This is a genomic window from Lactonifactor longoviformis (genome assembly GCF_042848515.1).
In the GTDB taxonomy this organism is placed as follows: Bacteria; Bacillota; Clostridia; order Lachnospirales; family Lachnospiraceae; genus Lactonifactor; species Lactonifactor longoviformis.
Genome location: NZ_AP031453.1, coordinates 787,168 through 809,419, shown reverse-complemented (window position 1 = coordinate 809,419; position 22,252 = coordinate 787,168). Strand labels below are relative to the sequence as shown.

At 47.9% G+C, this 22,252-nt stretch carries 24 protein-coding genes; 3 read left to right on the top strand and 21 right to left on the bottom strand.

Annotation, left to right across the window (positions count from 1 at the left end; genetic code table 11):
• Positions 1-50: 50 nt before the first annotated feature.
• Together ACGHCT_RS03710 and ACGHCT_RS03705 are read left to right on the top strand one after the other, a co-directional pair.
• On the top strand, positions 51-992 hold the full coding sequence (locus tag ACGHCT_RS03710) for a 2-keto-3-deoxygluconate permease (protein ID WP_390438277.1): 942 nt from the start codon (positions 51-53) through the stop codon (positions 990-992).
• 74 nt (positions 993-1,066) lie between these two features.
• Positions 1,067-1,681 carry a TetR-like C-terminal domain-containing protein gene (locus ACGHCT_RS03705; RefSeq protein WP_390438275.1) on the top strand — a complete coding sequence of 205 codons (615 nt, stop codon included), beginning with the start codon at positions 1,067-1,069 and terminating at the stop codon, positions 1,679-1,681.
• A 55-nt stretch (positions 1,682-1,736) separates the two neighbouring features.
• On the opposite strand, the gene ACGHCT_RS03700 is transcribed toward ACGHCT_RS03705, so the two are convergent.
• The 17 genes from ACGHCT_RS03700 to ACGHCT_RS03620 form a co-directional block, all read right to left on the bottom strand.
• Positions 1,737-2,732 carry a spore photoproduct lyase family protein gene (locus tag ACGHCT_RS03700; protein WP_226902226.1) on the bottom strand — a complete coding sequence of 332 codons (996 nt, stop codon included), beginning with the start codon at positions 2,730-2,732 and terminating at the stop codon, positions 1,737-1,739.
• Positions 2,733-2,845: 113 nt separating this feature from the next.
• The gene (gene rpsR, locus ACGHCT_RS03695) at positions 2,846-3,109 is read right to left on the bottom strand and encodes a 30S ribosomal protein S18 (protein ID WP_072849573.1); all 264 of its coding nucleotides are present in this window, start codon (positions 3,107-3,109) and stop codon (positions 2,846-2,848) included.
• Positions 3,110-3,128: 19 nt separating this feature from the next.
• Positions 3,129-3,575, bottom strand: coding sequence for a single-stranded DNA-binding protein (locus ACGHCT_RS03690; RefSeq protein ID WP_154260129.1), 447 nt, complete (start codon positions 3,573-3,575; stop codon positions 3,129-3,131).
• Between the two features lie 85 nt (positions 3,576-3,660).
• Positions 3,661-3,948, bottom strand: a complete 288-nt coding sequence (rpsF, locus tag ACGHCT_RS03685) for a 30S ribosomal protein S6 (RefSeq protein WP_072849569.1) — start codon at positions 3,946-3,948, stop codon at positions 3,661-3,663.
• Positions 3,949-4,059: 111 nt separating this feature from the next.
• Complete coding sequence (locus tag ACGHCT_RS03680; protein ID WP_154260127.1) at positions 4,060-4,245, bottom strand: DUF951 domain-containing protein; 186 nt, start codon at positions 4,243-4,245, stop codon at positions 4,060-4,062.
• A gap of 18 nt (positions 4,246-4,263) precedes the next feature.
• Positions 4,264-4,986, bottom strand: coding sequence for an NAD-dependent protein deacylase (locus ACGHCT_RS03675; protein WP_226902224.1), 723 nt, complete (start codon positions 4,984-4,986; stop codon positions 4,264-4,266).
• Entirely contained in the window at positions 4,986-5,777 is a 792-nt protein-coding gene (srtB, locus tag ACGHCT_RS03670) for a class B sortase (protein WP_256281917.1), read from the bottom strand. Before srtB ends, ACGHCT_RS03675 begins: the two co-directional genes overlap by 1 nt.
• Positions 5,778-5,937: 160 nt before the next feature.
• Positions 5,938-7,128, bottom strand: a complete 1,191-nt coding sequence (locus tag ACGHCT_RS03665) for a dicarboxylate/amino acid:cation symporter (protein ID WP_226902220.1) — start codon at positions 7,126-7,128, stop codon at positions 5,938-5,940.
• 137 nt (positions 7,129-7,265) lie between these two features.
• A complete protein-coding gene (gene larB, locus ACGHCT_RS03660) occupies positions 7,266-8,009 on the bottom strand; it encodes a nickel pincer cofactor biosynthesis protein LarB (protein ID WP_154260118.1) in 744 nt (247 codons plus the stop codon).
• A gap of 77 nt (positions 8,010-8,086) precedes the next feature.
• Positions 8,087-9,007: a DMT family transporter gene (locus tag ACGHCT_RS03655; protein WP_154260115.1), complete on the bottom strand. Its 921-nt coding sequence runs from the start codon at positions 9,005-9,007 to the stop codon at positions 8,087-8,089.
• A gap of 91 nt (positions 9,008-9,098) precedes the next feature.
• The gene (gene guaA / locus ACGHCT_RS03650; protein ID WP_154260113.1) at positions 9,099-10,391 is read right to left on the bottom strand and encodes a glutamine-hydrolyzing GMP synthase; all 1,293 of its coding nucleotides are present in this window, start codon (positions 10,389-10,391) and stop codon (positions 9,099-9,101) included.
• A gap of 20 nt (positions 10,392-10,411) precedes the next feature.
• Positions 10,412-11,602 carry a coenzyme F420-0:L-glutamate ligase gene (locus ACGHCT_RS03645; RefSeq protein ID WP_154260111.1) on the bottom strand — a complete coding sequence of 397 codons (1,191 nt, stop codon included), beginning with the start codon at positions 11,600-11,602 and terminating at the stop codon, positions 10,412-10,414.
• Positions 11,603-11,687: 85 nt separating this feature from the next.
• The gene (gene thrS / locus ACGHCT_RS03640) at positions 11,688-13,571 is read right to left on the bottom strand and encodes a threonine--tRNA ligase (RefSeq protein ID WP_390440114.1); all 1,884 of its coding nucleotides are present in this window, start codon (positions 13,569-13,571) and stop codon (positions 11,688-11,690) included.
• Between the two features lie 406 nt (positions 13,572-13,977).
• Entirely contained in the window at positions 13,978-14,508 is a 531-nt protein-coding gene (locus ACGHCT_RS03635; protein WP_154260105.1) for a hypothetical protein, read from the bottom strand.
• On the bottom strand, positions 14,501-15,307 hold the full coding sequence (locus tag ACGHCT_RS03630) for a site-specific DNA-methyltransferase (protein ID WP_154260103.1): 807 nt from the start codon (positions 15,305-15,307) through the stop codon (positions 14,501-14,503). Before ACGHCT_RS03630 ends, ACGHCT_RS03635 begins: the two co-directional genes overlap by 8 nt.
• A 70-nt stretch (positions 15,308-15,377) precedes the next feature.
• On the bottom strand, positions 15,378-16,205 hold the full coding sequence (locus ACGHCT_RS03625; RefSeq protein WP_154260101.1) for a DNA adenine methylase: 828 nt from the start codon (positions 16,203-16,205) through the stop codon (positions 15,378-15,380).
• A gap of 92 nt (positions 16,206-16,297) precedes the next feature.
• The gene (locus tag ACGHCT_RS03620) at positions 16,298-17,869 is read right to left on the bottom strand and encodes a plasmid pRiA4b ORF-3 family protein (RefSeq protein ID WP_173015617.1); all 1,572 of its coding nucleotides are present in this window, start codon (positions 17,867-17,869) and stop codon (positions 16,298-16,300) included.
• A gap of 320 nt (positions 17,870-18,189) precedes the next feature.
• Here ACGHCT_RS03620 and ACGHCT_RS03615 point away from each other — a divergent pair, with 320 nt between their 5' ends.
• Positions 18,190-18,639 (top strand): Lrp/AsnC family transcriptional regulator, encoded by a 450-nt coding sequence (locus ACGHCT_RS03615; protein WP_154260096.1) that lies wholly within the window; start codon positions 18,190-18,192, stop codon positions 18,637-18,639.
• Positions 18,640-18,700: 61 nt separating this feature from the next.
• Here the strand turns inward: ACGHCT_RS03615 and ACGHCT_RS03610 are convergent, their stop codons facing one another.
• From ACGHCT_RS03610 to ACGHCT_RS03595, 4 genes are all read right to left on the bottom strand, one after another.
• Positions 18,701-19,471 (bottom strand): LamB/YcsF family protein, encoded by a 771-nt coding sequence (locus ACGHCT_RS03610; protein ID WP_390438268.1) that lies wholly within the window; start codon positions 19,469-19,471, stop codon positions 18,701-18,703.
• Positions 19,472-19,487: 16 nt separating this feature from the next.
• Positions 19,488-20,420, bottom strand: coding sequence for a biotin-dependent carboxyltransferase family protein (locus ACGHCT_RS03605; protein WP_390438265.1), 933 nt, complete (start codon positions 20,418-20,420; stop codon positions 19,488-19,490).
• Positions 20,411-21,145, bottom strand: a complete 735-nt coding sequence (gene pxpB / locus ACGHCT_RS03600) for a 5-oxoprolinase subunit PxpB (protein WP_173015616.1) — start codon at positions 21,143-21,145, stop codon at positions 20,411-20,413. The genes ACGHCT_RS03605 and pxpB overlap by 10 nt, the downstream gene beginning before the upstream one ends.
• A 121-nt stretch (positions 21,146-21,266) precedes the next feature.
• Positions 21,267-22,199: a class D beta-lactamase gene (locus ACGHCT_RS03595; protein WP_173015615.1), complete on the bottom strand. Its 933-nt coding sequence runs from the start codon at positions 22,197-22,199 to the stop codon at positions 21,267-21,269.
• Positions 22,200-22,252 lie beyond the last annotated feature (53 nt).

Genomic DNA, 22,252 nt, shown 5'->3' with positions numbered 1-22,252 from the left:
GTATAACAGCGGCCGGTATCCGTATAAAAAAGTAAGACGGGAGGGATATTTTGAAAATACTGAAAACGGTACAAAAGTTTCCTGGGGGACTCATGGTCGGACCTTTGCTTATTACAGCGGTTATTCACACCTGGGCACCCGGTCTCGTTGAAATCGGAGGCCCTACCACCGCACTCTTTTCCTCCTCCGGCACCATGTGTCTGGCAGGGCTGCTGCTTTTTATCATCGGCAGTCAGCTTTCTGTCCGCCAGATAGGAACGGTGCTGAAGCGGCACGGTCCCCTGCTTGCTGTCAAGCTTATCATAGCCTTTGCTGCGGGAATTATTCTGATGCATAGCTTCGGAGCCAAAGGGATTTTTGGCATTTCCACCATGGCCTTTGTATCCGTCCTTGCCAGCAATAATCCCGGAGTGTTTCTTGCTCTGACGAAATCCTATGGAGATGATATTGATCACGCCGCGTTCGGGCTCTGGAATGTGGCCTGCATGCCCACGATTCCCCTCTTGATTCTGGGAGCGGCGAGCGGTGCCGCCTTTGATTATATGGCTCTAATCGCACTTCTTGTGCCGTTTTTGCTGGGGATTCTCCTGGGAAATATAGACAGGGATATCCAAAAGCTTATGGCCCCCGGTTCTATGATTATTCTTCCCTTTCTGGGCTTTTGCTTTGGAATATCCGTAGATCTGATCACCGCCTTCCGCTCCGGACTGCAGGGTATATTTCTCACCCTAGTATTTTATATTCTAAGTATAATACCTGCTTTCTGCACCGAGCACTGGCTTCTTGGACGTCCGGGATACGCCTCTGTAGCTACTTGCTGTGTTGCCGGCCTGGCCATAGGAGCCCCTTCCCAGATCGCCCATGCAGTTCCCGAACATGCCCCCTATCTTCAGACGGCTGCTGCACAGATCGCACTGGTAATGATACTAACTACTGTAATTACCCCCTTCCTGACCAAATTTGCAGCGGGTAAATTTGGAACTGCCGCATGATATCCCCCTACTTTACAAAAGGCGCAGCGGGATTTATAATACTTATAAATCCAATCTGCGGGGGAGGTGTATCGATGAAGGAACACGGAGATCTCAGAAAGACAAGAAGCCGTCAGTATCTGGTGGACGCCCTGATTCACCTTATGGATCAGAAAACAATTGATGAAATCACTGTTCAGAATCTGGTAGAAAAGGCCCAGGTTGCAAGAAGTACCTTTTATTCTCAATTTGAAGATAAACAGGATTTTTTAGATACGATCACAGATGAGACCTTTGCTCAGCTCAGGAAAGAGACAAAGCCGGATTCCTATGCTAAGGAACCCGGCTTAAGTTCTAAGAGCAGCTGTAAATACTACGTGAAGCATTTCCAATACATAGCCGGGCATGCGGAATTTTTCCGGGTGATGCTGGGAAGAAACGGTCTGCCATCCTTCCGTCAGAAAATGGAAGAAAGTGCCCGAATTACTTATACTGAAATTCTAAACCAGTTCAGCGATGAAGATCTGTCTCTGCCTAAAGCCTACCTGATTCAGTATATTATCTCTGCCCATATAGGAATCACAAGCAAATGGCTGGAGGACGGCATGAAATACAGCCCTGCTTATCTTGCGGAACTTCTGACACATCTAACGTTTCAGGGGGTATTCCATGGACTGGAACTGGATAAGATGATTGAACTTCCCAAATAACCAGCCCCAGAAAAAGCTTTCCCGGGGGGATGTGTATTTATGAGGCTCTGTCCTTCTAACTGATATACAGAATCGGTACATCCCCAAGAATCCTTTTAATCTCCTCCCGCAGGAATGCTTCCGCCTCTGCTCTCGCCTCCGGACGATAGCAATATCTGCCTCTGCCCCGTCCTGTCATCAGGTCTTTGTCATACAGCTGAGGGGCATTGGGGAAAGCCTCCTCATTGATGGCCCGGTGGATATAAGAGTAGGTCATCAGTATAATCTCAAGAAACATCTGTTCTCTCACCTGTTCTGACAGCCCTTCTCTCAATTCCTCGAAAAGACCGGTGTACGCCTCTTTCCATCCATCTGCCAATATGACAGGTGCGATTAAAAGCCCGCAGGGATATCCCGCCGCACACATTTTATTCACGGCCCTGATCCGCTGCTTCAGCCCGGAAGTCCCCAGTTCTATCCTCCGGATCACGGACTGGGGATTGACACTCATCCGGAAAATAACCTTTCCTCTGTGGTCCAGATTTAGCAGCGGATCCACCATATCAAATTTGGTGGGAAAGGTAAGAGAGCCTGTGCCCTCCTCTGCAAATCTGGAAATGGTATAGGTCAGATTGTCTGTTATAGTATTTTCCAGCACCAGATCACTATTGCTGCCAATTTCAAAAGTAAGAGGCCTGTCACTTTTGCCGGATTTGCGTATCAGTCTGTCCAGCATCTGTTCCCGATTGACAAAGAGACGCAAATACGCACATTTATTATAGTTGCATACAAGATAGCAGTACAGGCACATGGCCGTACATCCTGAGGACGTGTAGGGGACAAGATAGTCAGACACTTTATGATTTTCTACATATTTATGGGTTTTTCGAATGCCGATAATCAGGTTGCGTTTCATGTGCCCGAACTCCGCATTAGGTTTTTCCTGCATCTCCCTGATGGAATTATGGTTCTCTATAGGGATCCAGGGCAGATTGCCAAACCTCTCCTTCAATGCCTTTCCCAGAGGGTAGGACAAACTTTCTGTCTCATAATAAACTGCATCAAATTTCATATATTTGCCTTTCCTGGATAGAATTCTAACATTTGCTTCCCTTCTAGTATGTGTCATTCCCATTAAAAAAACCGCTACTGCACAAGCAATAACGGTTTTATCCAGATTCATTTTTAGTCGGTTACGTAAGGCATAATAGCGATATGTCTTGCTCTCTTAATTTCAACTGTAAGAGCTCTCTGATGTTTTGCACAGTTACCTGTGATTCTTCTGGGAAGGATTTTCCCTCTTTCAGATACATATCTCTTTAATTTGTTAGCATCCTTGTAGCTGATCTCATTGTTCTCTTTACCACAGAATACACAAACTTTTTTTCTTCTGCGACCGCCTCTTCTCTTCATTGGAGAATCTGGTCTTTCACTTTTATTGTAAGCCATGAGCTTTAACCTCCTTATTTTAGTTAAACGGCAGTTCTTCGTCTATGCCGTCAGGAATATTCATAAAGCCATCGATAGATGCTGCATTGTTCGGTGTGGGAGCTGCGGCCTGCTGTGACGCCTGTCCCACATGGCTGTCACTGACTGCCTTGCTCTCAGCGAATTCCTGCTCCTCTACAACGACTTCTGTAGTATACACTTTCTGGCCTTCCCTGTTCGTATAGCTTCCTGTCTGGATCCTTCCGCATATGGTAATACGGATTCCCTGGCGGAAGTACTTCTCCGCGAACTCTGCCTGTCTGCCAAATGCAACACAGCTGATAAAATCTGCTGTTGCCTCTCCGTCTCTCCGGAATCTTCTGTCTACGGCAAGTGTATATCTGGCAATTGCCAGTGCATTCTCTCCTGCTGAATATCTTACCTCAGGATCTCTTGTTAAACGCCCCATTAAAATTACTTTGTTCATATCTATTACCTCGTATTATTTACAAATTATCAATCATCGGCTATCAGAACCATTATAATCAAAATGGCGCTTTTCAGTTAAAAAATTATGCTTCTTTTTTAACAACCAAATATCTCAAAACATTGTCCATAATACGCACGTGTCTTTCAACTTCTGCCGGACAAGCTGCATCTGCCTCAAACTGAATAAAGTAGTAGAAGCCTTCTCTCATTTTCTGAATTTCGTAAGCTAATCTCTTCTTACCCCATTCTTCCACTTCTGTTACAGTTCCGTTGTAGCGTTCGATGTATTTTTTCGCTTTTTCTACAACAGCTGCACGAGCTTCATCTTCAATTTTGGCATTCACAACTAATGCTAATTCATACTTGTTCATGCTGTTTTACCTCCTTTTGGTCTTTTGGCCCCCTGATCTCTTCAGGGAACAAGGATATCTTATAATATATCACAATTTTTGATTCTACCATAAAATGTATGAGAATGCAAGTTATTTTGCCCTTTTTTTCAATTCCCTGGTATTCTTCTCTACCAGCTTTCTGGTCACCATAATCTGATGGCCGCACCCTGTACATTTGAGCCGGAAGTCGGCCCCAACCCTCAGGATTTCCCATTCACTGCTGCCGCAGGGATGCTGTTTTTTCAGCCTTACAATGTCTCCCACTTCATATACCATATCGTAAACCTCCGAAAGTTATTTTACGGTTATCTGTCCGAACACTTCCCCGATGGGTGCCTGTATCAGAAGATCCGCCTGCTTATCCCTGGGTGTGGGAGCCTTGTTGATCACAACCAGGGCCTCCCCCCGGAAATAATCTATCAGCGACGCTGCCGGATAGACGGCCAGGGAAGTGCCCCCGATGATCAGGACCTGGGCTTTGCTGATGGCAGATACCGCCCCCTCTAGGGTATGGCTGTCCAGGCTTTCCTCGTACAAGACCACATCCGGCTTAACCATTCCGCCGCATTTACACTTGGGAATCCCGCTGGCTTTCTTCATGAAGGCAAAGTCATAGGCTCTGCCGCAGCGAACGCAGTAGTTCCGATACACAGATCCGTGAAGCTCCCAAACATTTTTGCTCCCCGCCATCTGGTGAAGATTGTCTATATTCTGAGTAATTATCCCCTTAAGCTTCCCTGCCTGTTCCAACTCCGCCAGTTTTAGATGGGCCTTGTTGGGCTTCGCCGTGTCACAGAGCATCTTGGCCTGGTAAAAGCGGAAAAATTCCTGGGGGTTTCTCATAAAAAAGGTGTGACTCAGGATTGTCTCAGGGGGGTAGTCATACTGCTGGTTATACAGGCCGTCCACGCTTCTGAAATCCGGAATCCCGCTCTCAGTAGACACTCCTGCACCCCCGAAAAATACAATATTATCATATTTGTCAATGATTTGCTGCAGTTTTTCAATTTCTTTCATCACTTATACACCTCCGGCAGGCGTTTGGCCTGAACCACAAATCTTGTCTTATCATTTCCGGTGCAGGTAGATAATGTAACAATCTTATCGTTCTGTGAAACCTGAACATCATTTTCTATCTCTGAAGCACTTTTCATTTTTTCCAGATACTGCTGGAATTCCTGACCCGGCGCACTGAAAAGGGTATATGTATCCCCTGTGGCACTTGTGGTATGATAGGAGAAAATCTCATATCGGTAGCTTCCGCCGGGTGTGCAGATCCACAGATAGGGGCTTACAGAGTACACATCCTCCCGCTGAAATTTTTTCAGCTGCCCGAACATAGAACCATTTTTCATATTATGCCCATATATAATTGTATTGCAGTCCGAAAAATCTGATTTGTTGGTATATTCCATAAAAATGGCTCCCGCTGCATTCTTCTTTCCCTCAAAGGTATAATGAAGATACTTATCGTTATCCTTTCCCTGTACAATGGGATAGCTGATATCTATAGCCTCAAGCTCCAGCCATCCCACCACATCGGGGTTCGTGGCCTGAAGTGACGCAAAATCAATCTGCGGGGCCTGAATCTGAGGTTCCTCCGTTTCCTCCCCAGTCTCCTCCCTGGCCGGCTCAATGACGGCAGTATCCTTTATGGAGTCATATTCATCGGCTCCCTTTTTATACTCCATATAAATACGAAATAACTGGAAGGCAGAAAATAAAAATATACCGATACATACAATCAGCAGCACACTGCGAACAATATCCCCTGCACCTTTTTTCTTCCTTTTCTTCTGTTTTCCCATAGCTTCTCCTATCCTTCATGCATTTACTATCAAAATTATACCACCCCAGCCATCTGGCTTCCACCCTAAGTTGCCGGAATTTTATCTTCTGTTATGTAAGTACGCAAAAACAGAGTACCCGCCGGCTGTTTGTTTCGGCAGGTACTCTGTTACCCTGGTTCTATAATTTAACTTCCAGTTTCTGCTCCTCCACCTTATGCTTTTCTACATACCCTGTCAGCATAAGAGTCAGGGCACCGTCTCCTGTTACATTGCAGGCAGTTCCAAAACTGTCCTGAAGTGCAAATATCGTGAGCATCAGGGCGGTTCCTGTCTCGTCAAAGAGAAGGATGCCGGTAATCAGTCCCAGGGAAGCCATCACAGTGCCTCCCGGCACCCCCGGGGCCCCGATGGCGAATACCCCCAGGAGCAGGCAGAACAATACCATGGTTCCAGGGGAGGGCAGTGAGCCGTACAGTATCTGGGATACGGTCATGACAAAGAATACTTCAGTGAGCACAGACCCGCAAAGATGAATATTGGCAAACAAGGGAATACCAAAGTCCACCATATCCCTGCGCAGCACCTTGGACTTTCTGGCTCCGTTTAATGCAACTGCCAGTGTGGCTGCCGATGACATAGTACCCACAGCGGTGAGGTATGCCGGTCCATAATATTTAAGCACTTCCCACGGACTTTTCCCCGAATACAGGCCCGCAAGGAGATACAGCAGAGCCAGCCAGAGGTAATGCCCCAGCATAACGATTAAAATGACTTTAATGAACACAGGCAGCTGTCTGGTAATGGTTCCCTCATAGGCAAGCCCGCAGAATGTAGACGCAATAAAAAACGGCAGGATAGGGATAATCACTCTGGTAACAATCTGGAGCACAATCTGCTGAAATTCATTCAAAACCCCTGTAATATAGTTTGCTTTTGTCCAGGCAGCCGCCAGACCTATCATTACAGAAAATACAAGTGCGCTCATAACGCTCATAATCTGCGGAATCTCCAGCTGGAAAATCACCTCCGGAAGTTCTTTTAATCCATCTACCGTAGATACAATTGACAGATGCGGAATGAATCCGTAGCCTGCCGCCGCCGCAAACAGGGCGGCCCCTATGGAAGACACATACGCGATTACCAGGGCAATTCCCAGCATTCTGGAAGCATTGCTCCCCAGTTTGGTAATAGACGGTGCAATAAAGCCAATAATAATCAGAGGCACACAGAAGGTAATCACCTGCCCCAGTACATATTTTACAGTAACAATGACATTCATAAAACTCTCATTGGCAATTAATCCAATGATTATACCAACCACAACGCCCAGCAGCAGGCGAAAGGGCAGGCTGTTCCACAATTTACGCATAGATTTCCCCCTTTTTCTAATTCTTTTAGATACTGCACTATTTTAATACAGTATCCTCCTTTTGGCAACACTTTCTTTTAGTTATTATAATATGGCTCTCCGCTGAAGCGGTGCGTCCTCACCCTTATATCCTGCTGTTAACGCTCAGCCAGGCGGTTTATCTGTGTTGCCATATATCCCGCTCCGAACCCATTGTCAATATTTACCACCGCTATCCCCTCAGCACAGCTGTTCAGCATGGTTAAAAGGGCTGAGAGTCCTCCGAAATTGGCTCCGTATCCCACTGAGGTGGGGACTGCAATCACAGGTTTGTCCACCAGGCCTGCCACTACCCCTGCGAGGGCCCCTTCCATACCGGCAACCGCTACGATGCAGTTGGCATCCTCTATCACATCCACTTTGGACAGGAGACGGTGTATCCCCGCAACCCCCACGTCGTAGATCCGTTTTACCTTTGCCCCAAAAAACTCTGCAGTCTGAGCCGCCTCCTCTGCCACGGGTATGTCTGATGTCCCTCCGGTACAGACAGCCACGCATCCCGTCAACTCCCGCTCTTTGCTGTATATAGAAAGAACCTTTGACATTTCATCATACTGCACCATAGGCAGCACCTCTTTCACCGCCTCATACTGTTCCCTGGAAGCTCTTGTCCCCAGCACATTAGAGTCTTGTTCATAAAAATGCTTATAAATCTCCACCAGGTGCTGTGTCTGCTTTCCCTGACAGAAAATCACTTCCTCAAATCCTGATCTGGCTTTCCTGTGGTGATCCAGCTTGGCAAACCCGAGCTCTTCGTAGGGCAGCTTCTTGAGCAGAGCTTCCGCCTGGGAAATCTCCATTTCTCCTGCTTTTACCTGTTCTAATAGATTTTGTATATCCATGATAGTTCCCTCTTTTTCATATGTTTTCTTCTTGATTTATCTGGTAAGATAGTATCATTTCTTTAAAAATGTGTCCACTATTCTTTTCCTTTAGTCAGCCCATTTTTAAGGGTTTCACGTTTCTTTGGGGATTTGGAAAAAAAGAACACAATCATCCCAAGCATTATTACTAGTATCCCAATAAATTGCTGAAGTATAATAACTTCATGGAGTATCAGATAAGCAAGTATGCAGGTGCCGACAGGTTCTCCCAGAATGCTCATTGTTACTGCAGAAGCCGGTACATTTTTTAGCAAAAGATTGAATACAAATTGTCCGCCAATGGTCGAAATCAGGGCCAGTCCGAGAAACGCCAGCCATGTTTGTCCCGTATAGCCCCAGAAGGATTCCTTCCGGATTAGAATATACACAGCCAGAAGGACCGCACTGAAAGAATAGCTTAACGTTGAGTAGGTCACGGCAGAAATGTCTTTTCTGATGTTTTCTCCCACAAAAAAGTACAGTGATATCACGCCGGCTGCAACCAATGCCAATATATCCCCCAGAAGGCTTTTCCCATCGAGCCGGAAATCACCGAATCCTATGATAAAACAGCCGCATAAAGCAGTTACACAGCCGGCCAGCGCAGCGGATTTTATTTTCTTTTTGCCTATAAACCGTTCCAGTGCAAGAGAGTACAAGGGCTGCAGACACACAAGAACCGTGGAGCTTGCAACAGACGTGAAGTTCAGTGATTCAAACCAAAGCACGTAGTGCAGAGCCAGCAATAAACCCGCGGACAGAATCTGTACCCATTGCTTCGTTTGGAGTTTTTTGATTTCCCCCCGGCTTTCGGGGATGCACAGAAGGGCAGGCGTAAGCGCCACTGCCGCGATGAAAAGGCGGTAAAATGCAGTGACCGATGAAGGGGCATTCGCTATTTTAACAAAAATGGCCGATGTCGACAGTGCAAAAACACCGCCAAACAAAATTAGATACGTTTTTAGACTGGAATACATAACACCTCCTGAATTTGCTGCATCGAACAGGGCCGGCAGGAATACTTTCCAGCCGGCCCCGACAGTTCATATCAACCAGCCATTTCAGGCTTTATTCCCATTCTATAGTAGCCGTAGGCTTGGGGGAAAGATCATAGCAGACTCTGTTTACATTCTCCACTTCCTTCAGGATACGGTCTGTAATCTTCAGAAGCACGGGCCACTCTACCTGTTCGATAGTAGCTGTCATGGCATCCACAGTATTCACCGCACGGATAATCACAGGATATTCAAAGCATCTGGCATTGTCTTTTACCCCCACAGACTTGAAGTCCGGAACTATGGTAAAATACTGCCATACTTTTTTATTCAGGCCTGCAATTTCAAACTCCTCCCGGAGAATCGCATCCGCTTCCCGGACAGCCTCCAGGCGCTCTCTGGTGATGGCGCCCAGACACCGCACTCCCAGTCCCGGTCCGGGGAATGGCTGGCGAAAAACCATGGCGTCAGGAAGTCCCAGTTCCAGACCGCAGGCGCGTACCTCGTCTTTAAAAAGCTGTTTCAGGGGTTCTACCAGCTCAAATTTCATATCTTCCGGCAGACCGCCCACATTGTGGTGTGACTTCACCATTTTTGCGGTTTTCGTACCACTTTCTATAATATCCGGATAAATAGTCCCCTGCCCCAGGAAGTCAATTCCCTCTTGCTTTCTGGCCTCTTCTTCGAAGACACGGATGAATTCACTTCCGATAATTTTTCTTTTCTCCTCAGGATCTGCAACACCGGCCAGCTTTCCAAGGAATCTCTCAGTGGCGTCTACGTATACAAGGTTTGCGCTCAGCTGATCCCGGAAGACGGAGACAACGCTTTCTGACTCTCCTTTTCTCATAAGCCCGTGGTTTACATGAACACACACAAGCTGCTGTCCGATGGCTTTCAGAAGAAGAGCTGCCACGACAGAAGAATCCACCCCGCCGGAGAGTGCCAGCAATACCTTTTTATCCCCTACCTGGCGGCGCACCAGTTCCACCTGGTCTTCCACAAAGTTCTTCATATTCCAGTTCGGCTCTGCTCTGCAGACGGTGAATAAAAATTCCTTCAGCCAGTTTGTATCCGGCAGTGTTTCCAGCTTTGTCTCACACTGTGCCGCCTGATGATCAATGGCAGCAACCGGATAGCCGCAGCCGTAAATCTCCGGCAACACGTCAATGGACTGGCCGTCCACCACCCGGTTTTCACCGCCGTTCAGAATAATGCCTTTTACATTTTCCAGCTCTTTAAGCTCCCTGGCAGTAATATCATGAGGGTGAATCTCACTGTACACCCCCAGGTCACGGATAGCTCTCGCAAGTGTGGTATTCTCTGTGCTTCCCAAGTCTAAGATTACTATCATATCCTGTTTCATCCCTAATCTATCTCCTTATCCTAATTCGTAAAATTGTCAAAGTAACCCTGTACCAGAATTACCGGGGTACCCTTATCCCCGGAGCCGCTGGTCAAATCACAGAGAGAACCGATGAGATCCGTAAGACGTCTGGGCGTGGTTCCCTGAGACGCCATATCTCCCACAAGATTTTCGCCCTTTTCTTTGATCCTCTTGGATATGGCCTCCTTCAGCGCCTCCCCGGACAGCTCCCTGAAATCATTGTCTGCCAGATATTTTAGTTTAACTTCGTTCGGTGTTCCCTCAAGACCAGGTGTGTGGGCTACGGATACACAAGGGTCCGCCAGTTCCCAGATCTTTCCTACGGGATCCTTAAAAGCTCCGTCACCATATACCATAACCTCCACACATTTGCCTGTTGCTTTAAGAACCTTGTCCTGTATCTCTTCTACCAGGTTCTTGCAGTCTCTGGGGAACAGTTTTACCGTATCTTCTGTTGATTTATTCGATCCCAAAAGTCCGTATCTCTCATTGCAGCCGCTGCCCTCCACCGGCGCCGTGAGAATGTCATCAAGGCCGCACACAGCCTTAGCCCCAGCCTGTCTGAGAATCCGTTTGGTACGCTCCCGGGAGTGGATGTCGCAGCACAGGACACAGTCCGCATAAGACAGAATCTCTTTTGGATTGTTGGCAAAGATCACCTCCACCTGCGCCCCGGTCTTACGGATAATCTCACTGTAATACGCCACATAGTCAACGCCCGTGAAAGGGTGCTTGTTTTCTCCAAACAGCTTTCTGTACTGTTCCAGTGTCAGCACATCACTGTAGGGATTCACGCCGGCCTCATCCAGCTTGTCCAGAGATACCAGTTCATTCCCTACCTCATCACTGGGATAACTCAGCATAAGGACTACCTTTTCCGCTCCTTTTGCGATTCCCTTCAGACATACTGCAAAACGGTTTCTGGATAAGATAGGGAAGATGACTCCTATCGTTTTTCCTCCCAGCTTCTTCCTAACATCCTCTGCAATGGCCTCCACTGAGGCATAATTTCCCTGTGAACGGGCAACCACTGATTCTGTCACGGCAATTACATCCCTGTCTCTCAGGGAAAATCCTTCACTCTCTCCTGCGTCCAGTACGCTCTTTACTACAATATCACCAAGGGGATCCCCTTCCCGGATAATCGGGCAGCGGATTCCTCTTGAGATGGTTCCTACTTTTCGTTCCATAGAAAAACCTCTCCCTATATTTATTTTAACATACAGATTAATTATAATATAAACCCGGGGGAAGTAAAAGGATTTTCTTGTCGGATTAAAGACTGCGTTCCAGGAACTCCTCCAGCTTCATACTTCCCAGGTCTCCTTCCTCCCGGCTTCTCAGTGCTATGGTGCCGTCTGTTTCCTCCCGATCTCCCACAACTATCATATACGGGATCTTTTCCAGCTGGGCCTCTCTGATCTTATAGCCTATTTTTTCATCTCTCATATCCATGTCCGCCCGGATCCCCTGGTTTTTAAGCTGCTCCAGAATATTTCCGGCATACGCACCGTGTTTTCTGGAGACCGGGAGAACCTTCACCTGCACCGGTGCCAGCCAGAAAGGAAACCTTCCTGCAAAATGCTCTGTGAGAATCCCTATAAACCGCTCCACTGAGCCAAATACTACCCTGTGAATCATAATGGGACGGTGCTTCTGTCCATCCTCCCCCGTATATTCTGCCTGAAACCGCAAAGGCAGCTGAAAGTCCAACTGTATGGTACCGCACTGCCACGTTCTTCCAATTGAGTCTTCCAGATGAAAGTCAATCTTCGGCCCGTAGAAAGCCCCGTCCCCCTCATTTACCTGATAGGGAATTTCCATCTCCTCCAGGGCCCTTTTAAGTCCCATGGTAGCATCCTCCCAGTCCTCATCACTGCCCATGCTGTCCTCTGGCCTTGTAGAAAGTTCCACATGATATTTGAATCCGAATCGTGAATATACCTGATCAATCAGCCGGACTACTCCCTTTATCTCCGGCAAAATCTGATCCTTTGTCATAAAAATATGGGCATCGTCCTGGGTAAAGCACCGCACCCGCATCAGACCGTGAAGAGCTCCTGATTTCTCATGACGGTGTACCAGTCCCAGCTCACCGATCCGCATGGGAAGGTCCCGATAGGAACGAGGTTCCGACTGATAGACCAGCATACCTCCCGGACAATTCATGGGTTTGATGGCATACTCCTCGTCATCAATAGTTGTAGTATACATATTTTCCTTATAGTGTTCCCAATGGCCCGATGTTTCCCAGAGGCTTTTGTTCAGCATCACAGGCGTTGATATCTCCACATACCCTTCTCTCCGGTGAATGTCTCTCCAATAGTCAATCAGAACATTCTTCAGCACCATTCCCTTTGGCAGAAAGAATGGGAATCCCGGCCCTTGCTCCATAAAGGTAAAAAGGCCCAATTCTTTCCCCAATTTTCTGTGATCTCTTTTCCTTGCCTCCTCCATTTGTTCCAGATACGCTTTCAGGTCTGCTTTTTTGGGAAAGGAAGTGCCATAGATTCTGGTAAGCATTTTATTCTTCTCGCTGCCTTTCCAGTAAGCTCCGGCCACTTTTGTCAGATGAAAAGCTTTTACTGGTGCTACGCTCAGCAGATGGGGGCCTGCGCACAAGTCAATATATTCCCCCTGTTGATAAAAACGGATGGGTTCGTCCTCCGGCAGCTCCTCTATCAGTTCCTTTTTATAGTCTTCTCCACGGGATGCTGCCAGCTGAAGCGCTTCCTCCCTGGTAAGGGTAAATCGTGTGATCTTATACCCTTCTTTTACAATCCTCTGCATCTCTTTTTCCAGCAGCATAAGCTCTTCCTGGGAAAAGGGGACTTCTCTGTCAAAATCATAATAAAAGCCGTCCGCGATGGCAGGCCCTATGGCCAGCTTTGTCTCCGGATACAGCCGTTTCACTGCCTGCGCCAGAATATGTGCGGTGGTATGGCGGAAGACGTCCCTGCCTCTCTCATCCTGAAACGTCAGGATTTCCACGCTGCAATCTGCCGTCAGCTCTTCCCTCAGATCCGTCAGTGTTCCGTCTACAAGCCCTGCCGCTGCATGTTGTCTCAGCCTCTCTGAAAGGTCCCCGGCCAATTCTTCAAGTGTCAGCGGCCTCTCATATACTTTCACAGTTCCATCTTTTAATGTTATCCTCATAATATACTCTCTCCTGTTCTTTTATTTTGAACTGTCCTCTGCGCAGAATGACATGTTGCGGATATAAGAAAAGCACCCTTAAAACTGCACAATTGTACAGCTCTAAGGGTGCATACTATTTTGAAATGCACGGTTCCACCTTAACTTTTAACTTTCGGATTCCATCAAATCCTAGCCTTTAACGCAGGCATACGGCCATACTTAACAGAAAGCTTCTGTATTCATATGCAGCTGATCTTCTGCATCCTGCAGAACATCCAGGAGTGGTCTTCACTGATATTTTGCATAAGCAGCTTCCACCGATGTGCCGCTCTCTCTGTATGCATCCTATAAGTTACTCTTTCCTTCATAGCTTTTCTTATATTCTGGGATCATTATATCACTTTTTACTTGTAAGTCAACCCGGTAATTACAACTCCTTCAGTGTTTTTACTGCTGTTTTCAGCTTATCAATATCCGGATCGTAGGATTCCCCGGTTCCTGTGACTGCTACACTGTAATATGCCACATCGGATTCCACATATAAGATATAAGCCTTGAAGACTTGGCCTGATTGGGTCATCTTATATTCCTCTTCTCTGGCATGCTTCATTCCCTCCAGCTGTGCATCCCCGTCCGACTCTGACCCGGCGGCCGCCAGATCCGGGATAACCTGGCTTTTATACGCAGCCATAAAGTCTTCCAGTCCGCTGCCGTCTTCTTCCTCCAGCCCTTCCTGGGGAAACCGCTGAATCAGGATACTCAGAGACTGGTCCTCGTTGTCCAGCACCAGATGGTCCTCATTATCTGTCTCTGTAATCTTCCATTCACCTGGGACTGTGACAGAAAATGTATTCCCCTTATTTATATATTCTCTGGTCTCCTCTTCCTTCCCCTGACACCCGGCCAGCAGACAGAACATACTCAGCACCAGTAACCAGACTGTAATTTTTTTACTCATGGCTATCCTCCTGCCTCTCCCTGGCTGCCCAAAGACGCTTTTCGCTGATTCTCAGATACTCTTCCTCCCGTTCCAGGCCGATAAACCTGCGGCCCAGACGCTTGGCCGCCACACCGGTAGTTCCGGAACCGCAGAAGGGATCCAATACCATATCTCCCGGTTTGGTTGAGGCAAGTATTATGCGTTCCAGCAGATACTCCGGTTTCTGGGTCGGATGTTTTCCAAATGTCTTCTCAGAGGGCTTCGTCAGGCTCCCCGTCCAGACATCCTTCATCTGCTTTCCCCCGTTCATTTCCTTCATATCTTCATAGTTAAAGAGATGCCGGGCCTTTTTTTCGTTCTTCTGCGCCCAGAGAATGGTCTCCGTAGAGTGGGTGAAGCACCGGCATGCCAGATTCGGCGGCGGGTTCGTTTTCTGCCAGGTAATATTATTGATAATTTTAAATCCCTCCTGCTCCAGCGCCATGCCGATGGAATAAATATTGTGAAGAGTCCCGGATATCCAGATACTCCCGCTTTCCTTCAGCATTTTTTTGCAGGCCCGAATCCATCTGCGGTTAAAATTGTGTTTGTCCATAACAGAATCACACTGATCCCATTTCCCTTTATTCACAGATACCATTTTACCGCCCTTGCAGGTAATTCCGTCATTGCTGAGAAAATAGGGGGGATCTGCAAAAATCATATCCACAGACTCTGGTATTCCCTTTTTCAGCAGTTCCAGACTGTCTGCCTGGTACAGCATTATATGTTCTTCTGTATAAACTGGTTTTAAACTGGAGCGAAACAGTTTGTCCATCCCCACTCTCCTTCTCTGTCCGGACACGTCCAAGCCTGCCCGGTGAATCGTTATTTGCTCCCTGTCTGCTTTACCGATAATTACGTATAATCAATTCCTTGCCTACCCGTTTGCTGGCATTGGAATTAATAGCCCTCCTCACATCGATCTCTTCCATGGAAAAACCGTCGTATAATTCATGAATTAACTCCGTATTGTGATTGGTCAGCATACAGTAACAGCCTTTTTCCGTGAGTCTGCGGAAGACTTCCGCAAGACGCCTGTGCTCTTCAATCGTAAATCCTTCCTTGGTATACGCTTCAAACGAGGTGGGATTCAGCGGCGCATAGGGACTGTCCAGATAAATAAAATCCTGAGCCCCTGCCCCTTCCAGTGCTGTCTCAAAATCCTGGCAAGTAATGGTCACGTTCTGCAGATAATAAGAAACCGCTTTTATATTTTCTATATCAATGGATTTGCCCGATATCTTCTGATTCCAGGGTACGTTAAACAACCCCTTTGCATTCACCCGGTACAGCCCATTAAAGCAGTGCTTATTCAGATACACAAACAGTACTGCCATCTCTACATCATACTCACCGCCGGAAAGCTTTTCATTGTAGCGTCCTCTGGTCTTGTAATAAAACTCCTTGGTACAGGTGACACGATCCATCTCTTCCATCCGGCTGATGAATTCATCCCTGGAGTCCCGGATCGCCTCGTAGGTATGCATCAGTTCACGGTTGATGTCATTGATAAATGCCTGTTCCGGCTTGCTGTCAAAGAGCAGCGCCCCTCCTCCTACAAATGGTTCGTAGTACTTTTTGCAGGCAGACGGCATCCGTGATCTTAATTTCTCTAATAATTGTCTTTTCCCCCCTGCCCATTTTACAAAGGGCTGTGTACTTGAATGGCTCATGGCTCTTCCAACTTTCTATATTACTTAGTCCTAACTTCTCTATTATAAGGAAAAAGACAAGATTTTTCAAATATAAAATATAATAGTGGCAGCTACCTGCCGCAGCACTTTTTATATTTCCTGCCGCTCCCGCAGGGGCATGGGTCGTTGGGATAGATTTTCTGGCACTTCTGTACCGGCCCCGGCTTGCCGGCTCCGGACGAAAGCCCTGCTTTTTTCTGAAGTATCTCCAGTTCCAGAGGGGTGTATCCCCGATCCCCCAGACGCCTGGTATGGTTCCAGACACTGCGGAGTCTTTCTGACAGACCAGCCAGCTGTTCCTTTGTGCCGGGGGTAATATTATACTTGGCGGCCGCTGCAATGAGATCTTCCATTTCATAATTTTTATGTATCAGTGCCTGGGCTTCGTAAAAATAGCTGTTTGCCTGGGCCTGTCCGGCATCCAGATCCTCCCTCACATACCGGATAAGTTCCAGTCCGTTTTGATCCGGGGCTTCCCCGTAGAGTACGCCGTACTGCAGGAAGAGTCCCCGAACCGGTGGGATATAGTAGGGTTTTGTTCCCTGAAGCAGCAAAAGCATCCGGTAGGCATCCTGCTCCAGCAGTTCATTTGCCACAATAGAATCATTGATTACTGTGACCGGCCCCCCGTTATTCATCAGTTCCCTGCACCGGTTTTCCATTATTTCTTCCGTAAGCCGGGTTCCTTCATATTGATTGTATAATTTTGTCAGAAGAGAAACAGGAGTTACCCCATACAGATAGCAGGCACTGCTGCAGTATTTTCTCAAAGTTTCTATCTCTTCATGTTCCGCCTCAAATTCCGGAGTGATAATCTTCCGGCAGAGAGCCTTCACCTCCTCAGGCACCACCAGAGTAGTATCCCTTGTAAGAATGCAGCAGCTTCTAAGAAGGCGTGAGCGGTATACAAAATTCAAATCCGCCCGTCCCCCGCGGCCGCCTGCCGTAAGCTCCAGGAATACTCTGTACTCGTCTGCTCCTGCATAGAGCAGAAGCTGGGACATATGGGCCTCGTTAAGCAAAAGCTCTTTCAGCCGTACCGTCAATTCTTCCTTTGTCAGGTTTTTATAAGATGCCAGATGATTCAATTCTGCAAGCTCTTCCAGTTCCTCAGGATGAGCCTCCATCAGCCACCGCTCCATGGTATACTCACCAGTATCCTCAGAAGTCCCGCTGTTCTTATGAAAATCCAGGTGTTCGGCCAGGTACTGATTTATCGTCTCCAGGGAATACTCCTCTTCCCCTGCCATTCCCTTTTCCTGCAGTTCATAGTACCCAGCAATCCCCCCGCAGTCTTCCGGCAGGTTTGCCCCTTTATACTTTTCCACCCTGGGATATCCCCAGGCATCATCTACTTCCTTTTCTATTTCCACTCTGTGTTCCCACGGGTTCTCCGAACCATATGTATAGCGGATCCATTTATGGTTCTGAAGCCAGGGGGCAATTGCCTGGTCCTCTGCCGGACCGATCTTTATCTTTTTCTGAGGAATCTCAAATATATAAGGTTTACTGTCCTTCCAGCCGTACACTGCCTGTATCACACGGTGCAGCTGCCCAAAGGTGATGTCCCCGGGAACTGCCGTCCTTCTCCAGATAGGCGGCTTGCTGTTCTTAATTATTATCTTTAGCTGATATCCCTGCATATGCTCTACTCCTTTTTTCCACATGCGCACAAAAGATAAGACAGACCTCTCTGCCTTATCTTTACCTGCGAATTACTATTATAGAGTGAATCGTCCTGAGGTGCAAGGAAATTTATGATTTACAGCCTTACTTTTTCTATTGGGCGTTGAAAATCCCGGTCCCAAAATTCAGCCGCAGCTATTTCACCCCCAAGCGCAAGTCTGGTTCCGGCCTTTTTACAGGGGTATATTTCTTATGGATTTCTGGTCCTGCAGATGTTATACTAAAATAGATAAAACCTGCAGTTATGGCAGATCTCGTTGGAAAGGATGGGCTTCTTATGGATGAACTGGATTATAAAATTTTAGAGATGCTAAAGGCCAATGCCAGGCAGAAGGCCTCTGATATCAGTAAAGAAGTACATTTATCGATTTCTACAGTTATTGACCGGATTCACCGGATGGAGGATATGGGAATTATCACTTCTTATACTGCCATCACAGACGACAGCAAGGTGGGCAATGGTGTGACAGCACTCATGGAAGTAAGTCTGGACCATCCCAGATATAATGAATCCTTCATGGAAGGGGTTGCGGGGAACCCAAAGATTATTTCCTGCTATTATCTCACCGGGGAATTCGATTTTCTCCTGAAGATATCCTGCCGTTCTTCTGAGGAGCTGGAGAAAGTACACCGGTGGGTCAATGACCTAGGCGGAATCCGCCAGACAAAAACCCACTTTGTCCTTCGCACAGTAAAAAATATATACTCCTCCCTGCCGTCTGACTGATCAGGCGTCACACCCGTCTGCTCTGCGGAGATCCTCAAGGATCTCCTTTTCTATCTTTCTGTCAGCCTGCTGTGGAGCCAAGGGGAACAATCTGAATCCCCTCCCTTTCCAGTTCCATTCTGATTTTTTTTACAAACGCCAGGGCCTTCTCCCCGTCTCCATGAACGCATATGGAATCCGCTTTCACCGGTATCTCCTTTCCGGATACGGCCTCTGTCTTTCCATGCTTCACCATTGACAGTACCCTTCGGACAGCCTCCTCTTCATCTGCAATTACAGCCCCCGGCTTAGTTCTCGGTACCAGCGTTCCATCTTCCTCATAGGCACGATCCGCAAACACTTCTCTGGCAAATGTCAGACCTGCGGCGGCCGCCGCCCGCTCCATCTCACTCCCTCCCTGTCCCAGGAGAATGAGTCTGCTGTCCACTTCCAGAATCCCGGTGCATATAGCCTCTGCCAGGGAGGCATCCTTACCCGCCATATTGTACAAGGCTCCATGGGGCTTTACATGTGTCATTGGAATTCCCTGGACCCTGCAGAAAGCACTTAGGGCTCCTATCTGATACTGGACCATAGTCTTCGCTTCTTCCCGGGACACCATCATATTTCTTCTGCCGAATCCCATCAGATCCGGGAAACCTGGATGTGCTCCCACGTTTACCCCATACTTCCTGGCCAAAGCTGCTGTCTTAGCCATAACTGAGGGATCTGAGGCATGAAAGCCGCATGCGACATTAGCCGATGAGATGTAGGGAATCACTTCCTCATCCAGACCGCAGCGGTAATTTCCAAAGCTCTCTCCCAAATCACAATTCAAGTCTATCTGATACATTACATTTCCCGCCCTTCTATTTTTTCATCATAAGGTCTAACTCTTTGCGATACTGTTTTAACAGCATCTGTGCCTCTTCGATGGAAACCGGAAGAAATCTCACCAGATCTCCCGGCCTTCCCTGGGCAATCCTGGGTATGTCAAAAGAACACACCACCGCAATCTTGGCATAGCCTCCGGTTGTCTGGCGATCTGCCAGCAGGACAATCGGCTGGCCCTGTGCAGGGACCTGGACTGCGCCCAGGGGGATAGGATCCGAGATAATGTCTGTTCCGTTTTTGCTCTCAACGGCCTCGCCGTTCAGCCGGTACCCCATTCGGTCACTTTCCCCCGATATGGTATATGCGCTGTCATAAAACGTCCGTTTCCCCTTATCCGTAAAGTAAAGCGCCTGAGGCCCCTCTACCGCACGAAGTACGATCTCCCGGGGAAACATCCGCTGCCGGATCTTCCTGTTTTTTACTTCTTCAAAATTTTTTCGGACTGCTCCTACTTCCAGAATGTCTCCTGCCTTCAGCGCACGGCCCTTATATCCTCCCATACTGCATTTTAGATAGGTAGAGCGGCTCCCCATGACAGCAGGTACCTCAATACCGCCTGCTGCAGCCAGATATGTACGGCATCCCGCCTTTGCCATATCCATATGCAGCACAGCTCCTCCCGGTGCCAGATGGGGCACATTCATAGCAACCCTCTGACCGTCCAGCCTGGGGCACATGTCTGCCCCTGTCAGGGCAAATACGGTATCCTCTGTGAACTGTGTACGCCCTCCCCACAGGGTGAATTCAAGGCCTGCCTCCCCCTGTTCGTTGCCCACCAGATAATTTCCAGTCTCCCAGGCTTCCTGATCCATGGCCCCCGCTGGGGGGATTCCTGCACTCTGACGGCCGTACCGCCCTCCGTCCTGGACCGTCGTCAGCGGCCCCGGGATAAGAATCTTTACTGGCATAAGCGCTCTCCCTCCTCTTCCTCAGTCACCACCTTATAGCTCCCCTTTTGGATCATCCGGCGGATATCGTAGTAGTCATCTATCGTTATGGGAATAAAACGGATATATTCTCCGGCGCTGCACAGAACCGGCTCCTCCCGGTCCGGATTATAAAAGTCCACGGGCGTGCCTCCCAGGAGCCGCCATCCCCCCGGGGATGCCAGGGGGTAGACACCAGTCTGATTTCCTCCTATTCCAACAGCTCCCGGCTGAATCTTAATCCGGGGTATCTTAAGCCTGGGCATCTCCAGCCTTTTGTCCAGTCCTCCCAGATAGACAAACCCCGGCAGAAATCCCAGCATATAGATTTTATAATCCACAGAGCTGTGAATGGCAATAATCTCATCCCTGGTGAGCTTCATATACTGCTCCATGTCTGCAAGATCACAGCCAAAGCGTGCCCCATAGCAGCAGGGAATCTTCAGAATCCTCTTTTTTTTGCCGAACGTTCCCACTTCCCCTTCCTCCAGCTCCTCAATCCTCTTTTTCAGTTCCCCATAAGAAATCACCTGAGGCTGATAATAAATCATCAGGGAACAGAATGCTGGCACCAATTCTGTAATTCCCGGGATCTGCCGGCTTACGATCTCCCTGGCCAGCCCATGAACCCTGTCATTTGTCCGGGTGCTAATCTCCTGTGGAAATTCTGCCATAATAGCACAATCCCCTGCCGGTACACATCTCATATACTTACCTCCAAAAAAGCCCGGCCAAAAGGGCTCTCTATCAGACCCCTTTGTCCGAGCTTGCATCATCATTTTGCCCATTGTTTCACATAAAAGCATTTGTCAAATGATTGGGGAAAATTTACTGTGTCTGCTGGTTCTCTGTTAGAACATTTATTCCAATTTCCTCTGCTTTATCCCCGTCGCCCCCGGCATTCTCATCCCGCACATAAAATGCAAAATAATAATACTTACCCTGATATTCCTGAAAGCCTACAAACCAGCCGTCTCCTGCATTTCCGCTTCCTGTCTTTCCGTATATTTTATGCCCATCTGTCTCCTGGACGAACATCAACTCCTTCAGAATCTCCGTTTCCCCGGAGACATACTCTGACCGTCCCTCCATAATATCTGACATCATATTAACCTGCTCCATAGGCGATATCAGCAGCGAGGACTCCAGCCAGAATCCATTCAACTGAGGCTGCGGGTTGACACCGCTCCCCTCCCACTGGGAGATATCACAGTTTCCATACACCAGTTCATTCAGCTGGCGCTGAACCTCATCCGCCCCTGCCTGATCCAGAACCTTTCTGAAATACCAGATGCAGGAGCTTTGGAATGCCTCTTTCAGAGTCAGATCTTTATTCCACGCTTTTACCGGATAATTAGTATTGTCGTATCCCATAGTAGAATCCGGCCCTGTGAGAATACCCGTTTCCAATCCAATCAGAGTGGATACGATCTTAAATGTTGAACAGGGGGAAAACTGCGTGTAACACATGTCCTCATTGTAGACCTGATATTCGTCTTCTTTGGAGTCAAATACCACCGCACATCCCTGCACTCCCTGAAAATACCCGCTGTAATCTACTGTGTTCCAGACGGGATCCGGAATAACCGACGCACTGCTTCGGTTACCCTGAATGGTTATCTCATCTTTTTGTTCTGTGTTCACCCCACTGTCCTCTGCCGCAGTCGCTGCAGTCCCTTTCTCCCCCTCTTCCCGGCTGCCGCAGCCCAGAATATTGCAGCATAAAATAGCAGCCAACACCACTGCAAATTTCTTAATCATTTGTGTCTCCTTCATATGCACTTGTGTCTTGTTAAGTAAGTACCAACGCCCTT